The sequence below is a fragment of the Kitasatospora sp. NBC_01302 genome, from assembly GCF_035976515.1.
In the GTDB taxonomy this organism is placed as follows: Bacteria; Actinomycetota; Actinomycetes; order Streptomycetales; family Streptomycetaceae; genus Kitasatospora.
Map to the genome: position 1 here is coordinate 4,960,075 of NZ_CP108404.1, position 11,763 is coordinate 4,971,837.

Sequence of the window (11,763 nt, forward strand, 5' to 3'; positions counted from 1 at the left end):
GCCGCGGCTCCCGCGGCGGCGGTCAGCGGTTGAGGTACGCCAGGACGGCGAGCACCCGGCGGTTGTCGTCGTCGGAGGGCGGCAGCCCGAGCTTGTCGAAGATGGCGCCGGTGTGCTTGGTCACCGCGCTCATCGTGATGCCCAGCCGCTGGCCGACCGCCGCGTTCGAGCGGCCCTCCGCCATGAGTTCGAGCACCTCGCGCTCGCGCGGGCTGAGTGCGGCGGTGCGGCCCCGGGCGTCGCCGCGGGTCAGGAGCTTCGCGATGACGTGCGGGTCCATCACCGTGCCCCCGGCGGCGACCCGGGTGACCGCGTCGACGAACTGGCCGATGTGCGAGACCCGGTCCTTGAGCAGGTAGCCGACCGCGCCGGCGCCGTCGGCCAGCAACTCGCGGGCGTAGAGCTGCTCCACGTACTGCGAGAGCACCAGCACCGGGAGGCCGGGCGTGCGGCGGCGCGCTTCGAGGGCGACCTGCAGCCCTTCGTCGGTGCAGGACGGCGGCAGCCGGACGTCGACGACCGCGATGTCCGGCCGGTGGTCGATCAGCGCCTTGCGCAGCGACGGCCCGTTGTCCACGGACGCCACGACGTCGAAGCCGTGCCCGGTCAGGGTGCGGACCAGGCCGTCCCGCAGGATGAAGAGGTCTTCTGCGAGGACAACACGCACGGGATCTCCAGGAGGATGGTGGTCGGGCCGCCAGGCGGGCTGGCCACGGTGAGGGTGCCGTCGAAGGCGGCCAGTCGGCGCCCCACGCCGCGCAGGCCGGTGCCCAGGGCGGGGTCGGCGCCACCGCGGCCGTCGTCGCCGACCTCGACGGTCAGTGTGCCGTCCCGGTGGCCGATCACGACGTCCACCCGGCTCGCGCCGCTGTGCTTGGCCGCGTTGGCGAGCAGCTCGCTGACCGCGAAGTACGCGGCGGACTCGATCGGCGCGGTCGGCCGCCCCGCCAGCTGCGCCCGCGCCTCGACGTCCAGCAGCGCGTCGAGGGCCAGTGCGCGCACGGCGTCGGCGATCCCGCGGTCGGCGAGGACGGGCGGGTGGATGCCGCGCACCAGGTTCCGCATCTCCTCCAGCGCCTTCGACGACGCCTCACGGGCCAGCACCACCAGCTCCCGGGCCGCCTCGGGATCCGCGCCGATCAGCTGCTCGGCGTTGCCGAGGCTCATGCCCACGGCGACCAGTCGGGCCTGCGCGCCGTCGTGCAGGTCGCGCTCGATCCGGCGCAGCTCGGCGGCCCGGGTGTCCACCGCCTCGGCGCGGGTGTCGGCGAGGTGCGTGACGCGCTGGTGCAGTCGCGCCGAGCGGGAGGGCGCCAGCAGCAGCGCGGTCCACCGGGCGTGCAGCCGCAGGACCGGCGGCCCGACGAGCAGGCCGGCCGCGATCAGCGCGAGCCCGACGGCCGCCGCGGCCAGCGCCGTCGCGGTGGAGTGCACGTGGACGGCGGTGTACCAGTTGCTGCCCCCGGCCCGCTCGATCGGCCGCCAGACGAAGGGCTGGACGAAGGCCCCGAAGGCGCCGTACCCGATCAGCGCGGCGGGCGCGCTCGCGAGCGCCGCCCCGACGTAGGGGTCGGTCATCGACCACCACAGGTCGCGCAGGGTGGCCGGGTCGTCCAGCAGCGCCCGGCCCTCCTGGATCCGGCCCCGGAGCCCGGCCCGCGGCGGCGGCAGCGCACGGTAGGGCGCGGGGATCGCCACGCCGCCCCAGCGCTCGGCGCGGTCGCGGGCCGTGGTGGCCACCCGGCGCAGCCCGTCGAAGGAGGGCCGCAGCAGGTAGCAGCCGAGGCCGGCGCCCAGCAGCAGACCGGCCGCGGTGAGGGCGAGCACCACAGCAGCCTCGGCCAGTGCCCACCAGGCGAGCAGCAGGCCCCGGCCGGGGGCGAGCAGGCGGTCGGCCCAGCTGTCGGCGCCACCCCGGTTCGCGGAACTCTTCACCGGGACATCCTCCGGTAGCGGCCAACGAGGGTGTGCAGCGCTGTCGCGGCGGCCGTCGAACCGCCGGCGAGGATCACCATGTTGACGAGACTCCCCTTCTCGCAGTCGAGCAGCGTGAGCGTGCCCAGGTTCATCAGCCAGTGGAACGAGCCGGCGACCAGCAGCGCCCCGCCGCCCGCCCCCACACCCCTGACCAGGTCACTCATGATGACGGAGATCGCGACCGTCATCACCAGGAAGGCTGCCACGAACGCGGCGCCGAACGCGTAGTACTGCACGTGCCAGGTCCCCCACAGCACGCCGACGACGAGCGCCGCCACCGGGCCCGAGCGGCGGCTCTCCAGGTGCGGCTGCAGGAAGACCCGCCAGCCCAGCTCCTCGCCGCACGCGCCGATCAGCTGGAGGACGGCGATCAGCCAGAACGGGTGCGCGAACGATCCGGGACCGGTCAGGTGGACCGGTCGGCCCATCAGGCGGAGCGCCCCGAGGCAGAGCGCGAACATCGCGCCCAGCACGCCGGCCCCCACCGCGCAGCGGGCGAGCACCGCCCGGATGCCCGGGGCGGGCCGGTGCCCCGCCGTCCCGGGCCCGCGGCGGCAGAGCGCCAGCACCGCCAGCACCCCGAGGCTCGGCCCGAACTGGGGCAGCATCAGGAGCTGCGGATCGAGGCGGACGACCGGCTGGAGCGCCAGCAGGGCGCCGGCGCCGAGCCAGGTCGCGATCGTGAACACCGCGGTCGCCCGCCAGAAGCGGGACCGCGGCACGGCCCTGCCCGGGGCGGCGCCCCGCACTGCCTGCATGGTCTCGGACACTGTGCCCCCTCGTCGGATGCCGGCCTTCGGCACCTGTGACGATGCCGGAGGCCGCTGCCCGGCGTCCTGGGCCCAGCTCCACCCGGGGAGGTGCACTTTTGCGCACCTCCCCGGGGCACGCCGATCGGGTGAAGCTCGCCAGAGCCCTTCGCACCGTCCGCCCGGTGGACTAACGTCTGTTTCGCGCATGTGACTTGACGGGGGAAGCATGGCGATCGAACTACCGGGCGAAGTCGTCTCGATGCTCCAGTTCATCGGGGTGAACTGGCCGAACGTGAACGAGGACAAGGTCCGCGACATGGCCTCCCACATCCGGGAGTTCGCGGACGGCGTGGACGGTACGCACCAGAAGGCGACGGCCACCGTCCACCAGCTGGCGGCCAGCTACCAGGGCGCCTCCTACGAGACGCTGGTGGCGAGCTGGGCGAAGCTGTCGTCCACCCACATGACCGACCTGGTCGACGCCTGCCACACGGTGGCCACCGCGCTGGACGCGGCGGCCGACACGATCGTGGCGATGAAGTGGCAGGCGATCGGCGAACTCGGCGGGCTGGCCGTGACGTTCGCCGCCGACCAGGCGGCCTCGGTGATGACGCTGGGCCTGGCGGAGGCCGGCATGGCGCTGATCGTCGAAGGCGCCGAGCGCATCACCGACTACCTGGAGCAGCAGCTCGAGCAGTACATCATCGGCGAGGTGATCGAGGCCGCGATCGGCCCGCTGGTGGACATCGTGGCCAAGGCGGTCAGCGGTCTCGCCTTCGAAGCGGTCGAGGGCGTCCTGGGCGTCCCGGGCAGCGCCGGGCCCGGCGGCAGCGGCTTCATGATCGACCCGAAGGCCCTGGAGGACCACGCCGACACGGTGACCTCGCACGCCCAGGAGGTCGAGGGCCACGCCCAACTGCTGAAGGGCCGGCTGACGGGGGTGGACTTCACATGAGCAACCGCATCGTGCAGGCGCTGGAGGACGGCGCCAGGCGGCTGGGCAAGACGCTGGCGGAGGACGCCGGCAAGACGGTCAAGGACCTCTACCACTCGGCCGGCACCAAGCTGAAGACCGTGGCCAAGCGCACCGCTGAGGCGGACGCCGAGCACGAGTCGGCGTTGAAGAAGATCATGGGGGACGCCGAGCACGACGAGCCGCACGAGCCGCACCTGCCGGGCGGGAGCGGGGACCGGTCCAAGCCGGGAGACGAGGGCGCCGGTCGCCGCCAGGCGGCCGACCCCCGCGAGGCCGGCCGCACGGAGGACGCGGTCTGCCCGGGCGGTGAGCCCGTCGACATGGCCACCGGGCGGATGTTCATCGACCAGGTGGACGCCTCGCTGCCCGGCTCGCTCCCGCTGCTCTTCACCCGCACCTTCGAGTCCGGCTACCGGGCCGGGCGCTGGATGGGCCGCCGCTGGGTCTGCACCTTCGACGAGCGCCTGGAGATCGACGCCGAGGGCGTGGTCCACCTCGGCGCCGACCGCCGCACCCAGGCCTACCCCCACCCCGGACCGGGCGATCCCGTCCGGGCGAGCGCGGGCGAGCGCCGCGACCTGGCCCTGGCCCCCGGCGGCTACACCCTCACCGACCGCGCCACCGGCCTGGTCCGCGAGTTCACCCTCGAGCCCGGCGGCACCGAGGCCCTGCTCACCCGGGTCCGCGACCGCTCCGGCCGCCACTACGACCTCGCCTACGACGAGCACGGCACCCCGCACTCCATCACCCACTCCGGCGGCTACCGCCTGCTGGTCACCGTCGACAACGACCGCATCACCGCCCTGCGCCTGGCCGGTGCCGGCCCGGACGGCCACGACGCCCTCCTGCTGCGCTACGGCTACACCGACGGCCACCTGACCAGCGTCTACAACTCCTCCGGCAGGCCCATGCGCTTCGCCAACGACGCCGGCGGCCGCATCCTGTCCTGGACCGACCGCAACGACTCCCAGTACTGCTACGTCTACGACCACCTCGACCGCGTCATCGACGAGGGCGGCGCCGACGGCTCCCTCAAGTTCCGCTTCACCTACGGCGACCCGGACCCGGTCACCGGCCTGCGGACCCACACCGAGACCAACGCCCTGGGCCACACCACCACGTACACCGTCAACGAACACGCCCAGATCACCGCCGTCACCGATCCGCTGGGCCACACCACCCACGACGAACGCGACGAGTACGACCGCCTCCTCGCCCGGACCGACCCGCTGGGCCGCACCACCCGCTACGCGTACGACGGCGCGGGGGACCTGATCACGGTCACCCGCCCGGACGGCGAACGGACCACGGCGCGCTACGCGGACTGCGGCGCGCTGCCGACCGAGGTCGTCGAACCCGGTGGGGCGACCTGGCAGCAGAGCTACGACGAGTCCGGGCGACGGATCGCGCTCGTCGATCCGCTCGGCGCCACGACGGCCTACGGCTACGACGAGCACGGGCACCTGAGTACCGTCACCGATGCCCTCGGCGGGGTCACCAGGGTCGTCTGTGACGCGGCCGGCCTCCTGGTGCGGATCACCGATCCGAGCGGCGCCACGAACGGCTACCAGCGCGACGCGTTCGGCCGGATCGTGGCGCACACCGATCCGCTCGGTGCGGTCACCCGGCTGTCCTGGACGATCGAGGGCTACCCGGCCTCGCGCACGACACCGGACGGCGCCTGCGAGACCTGGACGTACGACGGTGAGGGCAACCTGCTCGCCCATGTCGACCAACTCGGCCAGGTCACCGGCTACGAGTACGGCCACTTCGAGACCCTGGCCGCCCGGACCGACCCGGACGGCGCCCGCTACACGTTCGAGCACGACGCCCACATGCAGCTGACGGGTGTCACCAACGCGCTCGGCCTGCGGTGGACCTACAGCTACGACGCGGCCGGGCGCCTGGTCGGCGAACGGGACTTCAACGGACGGACGGTCCGGTACGGGCTCGATGCCGCCGGGCAGCTCGGCACGCTGGTCAATCCGCTGGGACAGCAGCTGCGGTACGAGCGCGACCGGCTCGGCCGTACCGTCTCGCTGGACGCCGCCGGACGGACCACGCGGTACAGCTACGACCCCGGTGGCCACCTGATCGGGGCAACGGGCCCCGGCGTCGAGCTCGTTCGCACCGTGGACGCCGTCGGCAACGTGCGGACGGAGACCGTCAACGGGCGAACCCTGGTCAGTGACCGCGACCCGCTGGGCCGGGTGGTCCGAAGAACCACACCGGCGGGCCACGTCAGCACGTGGAGCTACGACGCGGCCGGGCGGCCGACGGCCCTCACGACCCCCGGCGGGTCCTTCGACTTCGCCCACGACCGGGCCGGCCGGGAGACCCGGCGGGTCATCGGCGGCCGTCTCACCCTGACCAGCAGCTGGGACAGCCGCAACCGGCTGATCGGCCGGGTGCTGGGCACCCCGGACACCGTGCTGGGACGCCACGACTACGTCTACCGTGCGGACGACGGCCTGATCGGCCTCGACGATCTGCTCGGTGGGCCGCGGGAGTTCGTCCTCGACGCGGTGGGCCGGGTCACCGCGGTGCGGGCGGCCGGCTGGACCGAGAACTACTCCTACGATCCGGCCGGCAACCTCACCGCCGCCGACTGGCCCGCCTCCTCGGCCGGCCGGGCGGCGCTCGGAGCCCGCTCCTACGCCGGGACCCGGCTCGTCTCGGCCGGGCGGGTCGGCTACGCGTACGACGCGGCCGGCCGCATGACGCTCCGGCAGGTCGCGCGGCAGTCGCGCGAGCCGGACACCTGGCGCTACACCTGGGACGCGCAGGACCGCCTCACCGGCGTCACGACACCGGACGGCGCCTGCTGGCAGTACCTCTACGACCCGCTCGGGCGGCGCATCGCCAAGCAGCGCCTGGACGGTTCGGCCGTGGTGGAACGCACGGAGTTCACCTGGGACGGCTCCACCCTCGCCGAGCAGACCACGCACGCGCCCTACCTGCCCGGTCCGCACACGCTGAGCTGGGACCACGACGGGCTCCACCCGCTGGCGCAGACGGAGACGATCGCGGCCCCGGGCAGATCGGAGCGCCGGTTCTTCGCGATCGTGACCGACCTGGTCGGCACGCCGGTCGAACTGGTCGACACGGCGACCGACTCCGTGGCGTGGCGCGCCACCGCCACGCTGTGGGGAGCCACCTCCTGGCCCGCCGGCAGCGCCACCTACACCCCGCTGCGCTTTCCCGGCCAGTACTTCGACCCCGAGACGCGGCTCCACTACAACCACCACCGCTACTACGACCCGGAGACCGCGCGCTACGTCAGCCCTGACCCGCTGGGGCTGGCGCCGGCCCAGAACTACGAGGCCTATGTCCACAACCCGCACACGTGGACCGACCACCTCGGGCTCTCGCCGCACCGCGGCTCCAGCCGTTCCCGGGCCCCCGAGACGCCCAAGGCGGCCGATCCGGTCACCATTCGGCACTTCACCAGTGAGGACAGCTACAAGAAGATCATGAGCGGCGGGTCGAAGGAGAGCATCCTGCTCAAGGCCTCCTCGCCGGACAAGGGGCATCCGCGCGGCGTCTACGTGACACCCATGAGTCCTGCGGAGATCCTCGCGAAAAAAGGCGGCTTCAAGTCGTTCCTGGGCATCACCAACGAGAAATCGCAATACCTCATCGAATTCCAGGTGCCGGCCGACCAGTTTCCCGGAAGGATTCGCGGCGGGCGTTCCCACGTCTGGTTCAGCCCGGATGACATACGGATCCCCAAGGGGTCGATCACCTATCATGGACCGACGTCGGGCTGGTCGGGCTAGCGTCGGCGCACCGTCTCTTGGAGGGGTTCGATGGAGATCACGGGATTCGGGACAGATTTCCTGATCGATTTCTCGTTCGGCGAGCGGGTCGTCCGGTTCATCGAGGCGCAGCGCGAGCGGTGGCCCTCGCTGTACTTCGGCGGAGTGCCGGTTGCCGAGTCCTTCGGTGCCGAATGGCAGCTGGAGATCGATCCCGACGCCAAGTACTCGGAGATCCTGACATTTTCCAGCGGCGCCGAGATGGAAGAGTTCTGGGAGGACTCCGGCTATTCCCTGGACGTCAACGGCGAGGGTCCTTTCTCGATCTTCTATCAATTCCACCGCTCGCGGATCGGTGCCCGACTGCAGGGCATCGAGGCCGCGGACCAGGAGGTGGCGACCGCGGCCGACGGGGTCGAACTGCTGATGTCCGAGTTCTTCCTCGTGTCGCTGGTGACCCCGGCGGACCCGGCCGAGGACGAGTTCTCGCGCAGTGTCCTGGCGGACTTCCGGCGCGTGTTCGAGGGCTGACCCACGAGCGGTGGACGGGGCCCCGGGTGCGGCTGGGGACTAGGGTCGACACCATGCGCTTGAGTACCGTGATCCTCCCCATCCACCGCTGGTCAGCGGGTCAGAAGATCTGGCAGCAGGCCGAGGACCTCGGCTTCCATGCCGCGTACACCTACGACCACCTCTCCTGGCGCTCGTTCCGCGACGAGCCGTGGTTCGGGGCGATCCCGACCCTCACGGCTGCTGCCGCCGCCACCGAGCGGATCCGCCTCGGCACCCTGGTCACCTCGGTCAAGCCTCGTTCACCTATCGCAGTCTGACCTGGTCCGATCGCCCCGGGCGGTCACCGAAGTACGTCAGAACGGGCTCATTTCATCCAGGACGCGCTGCGCAAGCTCGATGATCGCCTTGACCTTCGGGACATCGTTGGTCACGTCTTGGGTTTCGATCCCGGGTGCGTCCAGATCCGCGTACTCCGCCTGATTCCGGCGTCGGCGCATGCGGTCGAAGGGCCTGAGGGTCGCCCCGAGAGGTGGATCGAGCTGCGCGCTGACGGCTTCCAGGACCGCGATGTGACCCCCTCGGCTGGTCGGTCGCAGCCCCTGGTTCTCCAGCACTGCGACCAGCGCCTTGCGGGCTGCGTCGTACAGAAGCTGGTAGGCGCCGATGGCATCGAATGACACGACCGCCTCTGCTGCCTTGAGGTGGTTCGACGCTTGAGCCAGCAGGTTGTCGGCCTGCTCCCGGCTCGCGGGTACTCGCTCCAGCTCCTTGCGGGTCAACATGCCTTCGACTGCGGCGCGGCCCTGCTGCCACTTCATCCCTTGTGCTTCCTTTCGAACGCTTCGAGCTGAACCGTCGGTCGGCTTCTGATGCCCGCGAGGAACGGGTCCGTGCCCGGCTCGTGCCAGCGGGCCGATGAGACCCGGTGAACGTTGACTTCTCGGTCGAGTAGGCGCTCCGCTTTGCGTGCAGCCTCGTACAGCTCGTCCTCGTCGGGGCTACCCACCACGAGCACATCGACGTCGTTGGGCACCCCACCGTGCTCTCCTGAGTAGCGGGCTGCCCAGGAGCCGTAGATGCGGGCTTCCTCCACGCCGGCAATCGGCAGCAGCAGGTCGCCGAGCACGGCGATCGGACCGTAGGTGAGGGCGAACAACTCGGTCAGTGGGCCTGCCAGCCGCCCAATGGCGTTGGCCCGCAGGAGTCGGAGGTTTCCGTGCCGTCGCTCTGTGACCAGTTCTGCCTCGACCAGCCGGTCCGCCTCGCGGCTCGCGGTTGCAGTCGAGACGCCGAAGCGCGCGGCGATGTCGGCCAGCGAGGTCTCTTCCTGCGGATGCAGGTACAACCAGGCCAGCATCTCTCCCTGGAACGGCGTTCGTAGGAGCGGCAGCAGCGCCGGCGGAGGAGATTGCATAAGTTGAAGAGTAGCTTGCGCCTTATGCAACTGTTCATTGGAAGCCGCCATGTCACCCCTACGAGCGACCGAGCGCCCGAGCGCCCAGACGTACGCGGCACGCGCCGGGCCCTGCTGAACCTCGGGCCCACTCGCAGCGAACTCACTGGCGCTCGCCGATCACGGAGACGCTCGGGCGGGGCTTGCTCTCGCAGAACCAGGGCTTGCGCCGGTGCAGCAGGCCCTGGTGCCGCTTGCAGCCCGCGAGGGCAGGGCCGCAAAGAGCTTCCCCGGCATCCCGTGGAGCGCGCAGCAAAGGCCATCCCGTCGTCCTCGTCTGTCGCAGTTTGCCTACTGTCAAGCAATCGCTAGCCGCAATCGGGAGCTGAGGCTAAAATTACCGACGGAAATTTCTGTATCCCTTTTGTAGAGGAGTAATTTTTGTCGACCGTAAAGCTCTCGCCGCTCCCCGACGGCCCGTCCTGCATGATCATTACGCCACATATGGCAGACCTCTGGCTCACCCACTGCAATCCGGAGCACAATCGCGTTCTCTCGGACACGGTCTACGAACGCTATGCACGATCCATGGCAAGGGGGAGTGGAGGACAACTCATCAAGGAATCGCATTCGATACCACGGGCAAGCTGCTCGACGGGCAGCATCGACTGAAGGCGATCAAGCTCTCGAATGTCTCGGTTGAGATGCTCGTGATTCCAAACTGTCTCGTCGAGACGTTTGACGTTCTCGATGCAGGACATAGGCGCCAAGCAGCTCAGCTTCTGAAGATCCCGCATCGCGTGATCGTGGCGGCTGCGGCCCGAATTATCGGCCAGCTCTACAAGATGTGGGATCCGGTGACTCTATTTGACGGCTTCTATGACACCAAGGCGACAACTTCCGATATCCTGAGGGCGGTGGCCGCCTGGCCAGAGCTGGTCAACCTGCCCCCCCTGGCCGCCGCCTCCTACAGGGCGGCAGGAATCAACCAGCCCACCCATCTGGTGGTTCTGGCCCAGGCTGCGCGCACGGAGTACGCCGATAGGATTGAGGACTGGGCCAACGGATTGGTATCTGGTGCCAACATGGATCAGAAGGATCCACGCCTTGTTCTGCGGAATCGATTTTTTCGCGACCGAGTACTCCTTGGGACCAGCGCCGGACGCAAGAGCTCCTATAACCTGATCGCTAAATCATGGAATAGCTGGGCCCAGGGCAAACTCCTGGGGACACTCAAAGCTCTGGATGGCGAAGGAGTGATCCCAGTCATCGGGACAGAAAAATTTAGGCCACTGTAACCGGAGGTTATCTCTCGGATTGGCGGAATAAATTTCGTCTCTCCATCGTTCGCCGAATGGTGAGCTGCTACGTCATGCCGTGGTTTGGGTTTCATGACCGTCGGGGGCATAGGGTCGACACCATGCGCTTGAGTACCGTGATCCTCCCCATCCACCGCTGGTCAGCGGGTCAGAAGATCTGGCAGCAGGCCGAGGACCTCGGCTTCCATGCCGCGTACACCTACGATCACCTCTCCTGGCGCTCGTTCCGCGACGAGCCGTGGTTCGGGGCGATCCCGACCCTCACGGCTGCTGCCGCCGCCACCGAGCGGATCCGCCTCGGCACCCTGGTCACCTCGCCCAACTTCCGCCACCCGGTCACGCTGGCCAAGGAGCTGCTGACCGTCGACGACATCTCGGACGGCCGGCTGACGGTCGGGATCGGGGCTGGCGGGTCGGGGTTCGACGCGACGGCGATGGGCCAGGAGGCCTGGTCGGGCAAGGAGCGGGCGGACCGGTTCGGCGAGTTCCTGCCGCTGCTGGACGAACTGCTCACCCAGGACGCCACCACCAGCGAGGGCCGGTACTACTCGGCCGTCGAGGCGCGCAACATTCCCGGCTGCGTGCAGCAGCCCCGGGTGCCGTTCTACGTCGCGGCGACGGGGCCGCGCGGGCTGCGGCTGGCGGCGGAGTACGGGCAGGGCTGGGTGACCTACGGCGACCCGCGCGGGCCCGGCGACGTGCCGGTGGAGCAGGCGCCCGCGGTGATCGAGGGGCAGCTGGCCAAGCTGCGGGCCGCCTGCGAGGCGCGCGGGCGGGACGTGGCCGAGCTGGAGAAGGTGCTGCTGCAGGGGTCGACCGCGGAGCGGCCGCTCGAGTCGCTGGACGCGTTCGTGGACTGGGCGGGGCGGTACCAGGAGATCGGGATCACCGAGCTGGTGGTCCACTGGCCGGTGCCGGACTCGATCTTCGCGAGCGACCTCGCCGTCTTCGAGCGGATCGCCACCGAGGCGATGGCCCAACTCGGCTGAGCGAACCATTGCGGTTCGATCACGACGTGTCTGATTGGTGAAGCCATGGGGTGAAAGGCGTGGATTGTCGCGTTGAGGCCGTCCAC

General features: G+C 70.2%; 10 protein-coding genes and 1 pseudogene. 6 read left to right on the forward strand and 5 right to left on the reverse strand.

What is annotated here, in order from left to right; genetic code table 11:
- Positions 1-22: 22 nt before the first annotated feature.
- The 3 genes from OG294_RS21480 to OG294_RS21490 are packed head-to-tail and all read right to left on the reverse strand — an operon-like array spanning position 23 to position 2,735.
- Complete coding sequence (locus OG294_RS21480; RefSeq protein ID WP_327068143.1) at positions 23-667, reverse strand: response regulator transcription factor; 645 nt, start codon at positions 665-667, stop codon at positions 23-25.
- Positions 607-1,935 (reverse strand): sensor histidine kinase, encoded by a 1,329-nt coding sequence (locus OG294_RS21485; protein ID WP_327068144.1) that lies wholly within the window; start codon positions 1,933-1,935, stop codon positions 607-609. Before OG294_RS21485 ends, OG294_RS21480 begins: the two co-directional genes overlap by 61 nt.
- Positions 1,932-2,735: a CPBP family intramembrane glutamic endopeptidase gene (locus OG294_RS21490; protein WP_327068145.1), complete on the reverse strand. Its 804-nt coding sequence runs from the start codon at positions 2,733-2,735 to the stop codon at positions 1,932-1,934. The genes OG294_RS21485 and OG294_RS21490 overlap by 4 nt, the downstream gene beginning before the upstream one ends.
- Positions 2,736-2,955: 220 nt before the next feature.
- On the opposite strand from OG294_RS21490, the gene OG294_RS21495 reads away from it, so the two are divergent.
- The 4 genes and pseudogenes from OG294_RS21495 to OG294_RS21510 form a co-directional block, all read left to right on the forward strand.
- Complete coding sequence (locus OG294_RS21495) at positions 2,956-3,684, forward strand: WXG100 family type VII secretion target (RefSeq protein ID WP_327068146.1); 729 nt, start codon at positions 2,956-2,958, stop codon at positions 3,682-3,684.
- Positions 3,681-7,484, forward strand: coding sequence for a DUF6531 domain-containing protein (locus OG294_RS21500; RefSeq protein ID WP_327068147.1), 3,804 nt, complete (start codon positions 3,681-3,683; stop codon positions 7,482-7,484). The genes OG294_RS21495 and OG294_RS21500 overlap by 4 nt, the downstream gene beginning before the upstream one ends.
- A 30-nt stretch (positions 7,485-7,514) precedes the next feature.
- Entirely contained in the window at positions 7,515-7,994 is a 480-nt protein-coding gene (locus OG294_RS21505; RefSeq protein WP_327068148.1) for a hypothetical protein, read from the forward strand.
- A 53-nt stretch (positions 7,995-8,047) separates the two neighbouring features.
- Positions 8,048-8,290: pseudogene (locus OG294_RS21510) on the forward strand (LLM class flavin-dependent oxidoreductase); the annotation flags it as partial.
- Positions 8,291-8,329: 39 nt separating this feature from the next.
- On the opposite strand, the gene OG294_RS21515 reads toward OG294_RS21510, so the two are convergent.
- Together OG294_RS21515 and OG294_RS21520 are read right to left on the reverse strand one after the other, a co-directional pair.
- The gene (locus tag OG294_RS21515) at positions 8,330-8,794 is read right to left on the reverse strand and encodes a HEPN domain-containing protein (protein ID WP_327068150.1); all 465 of its coding nucleotides are present in this window, start codon (positions 8,792-8,794) and stop codon (positions 8,330-8,332) included.
- Positions 8,791-9,390, reverse strand: coding sequence for a MarR family transcriptional regulator (locus OG294_RS21520; RefSeq protein WP_327068151.1), 600 nt, complete (start codon positions 9,388-9,390; stop codon positions 8,791-8,793). Before OG294_RS21520 ends, OG294_RS21515 begins: the two co-directional genes overlap by 4 nt.
- 683 nt (positions 9,391-10,073) lie before the next feature.
- Between OG294_RS21520 and OG294_RS21525 the strand changes: the two genes are divergently transcribed.
- Positions 10,074-10,667, forward strand: coding sequence for a hypothetical protein (locus OG294_RS21525; RefSeq protein WP_327068152.1), 594 nt, complete (start codon positions 10,074-10,076; stop codon positions 10,665-10,667).
- A 122-nt stretch (positions 10,668-10,789) separates the two neighbouring features.
- Complete coding sequence (locus OG294_RS21530; RefSeq protein WP_327068153.1) at positions 10,790-11,677, forward strand: LLM class flavin-dependent oxidoreductase; 888 nt, start codon at positions 10,790-10,792, stop codon at positions 11,675-11,677.
- The last annotated feature ends 86 nt before the right edge of the window (positions 11,678-11,763 follow it).

Bases quoted from the DNA above. Each gene is read 5' to 3' on its own strand.
- OG294_RS21490 (WP_327068145.1), bottom strand. From the start codon at position 2,735: ATGCAGGCAGTGCGGGGCGCCGCCCCGGGCAGGGCCGTGCCGCGGTCC.
- OG294_RS21495 (WP_327068146.1), top strand. From the start codon at position 2,956: ATGGCGATCGAACTACCGGGCGAAGTCGTCTCGATGCTCCAGTTCATC.
- OG294_RS21500 (WP_327068147.1), top strand. From the start codon at position 3,681: ATGAGCAACCGCATCGTGCAGGCGCTGGAGGACGGCGCCAGGCGGCTG.
- OG294_RS21505 (WP_327068148.1), top strand. From the start codon at position 7,515: ATGGAGATCACGGGATTCGGGACAGATTTCCTGATCGATTTCTCGTTC.
- OG294_RS21515 (WP_327068150.1), bottom strand. From the start codon at position 8,794: ATGAAGTGGCAGCAGGGCCGCGCCGCAGTCGAAGGCATGTTGACCCGC.
- OG294_RS21520 (WP_327068151.1), bottom strand. From the start codon at position 9,390: ATGCAATCTCCTCCGCCGGCGCTGCTGCCGCTCCTACGAACGCCGTTC.
- OG294_RS21525 (WP_327068152.1), top strand. From the start codon at position 10,074: ATGCTCGTGATTCCAAACTGTCTCGTCGAGACGTTTGACGTTCTCGAT.
- OG294_RS21530 (WP_327068153.1), top strand. From the start codon at position 10,790: ATGCGCTTGAGTACCGTGATCCTCCCCATCCACCGCTGGTCAGCGGGT.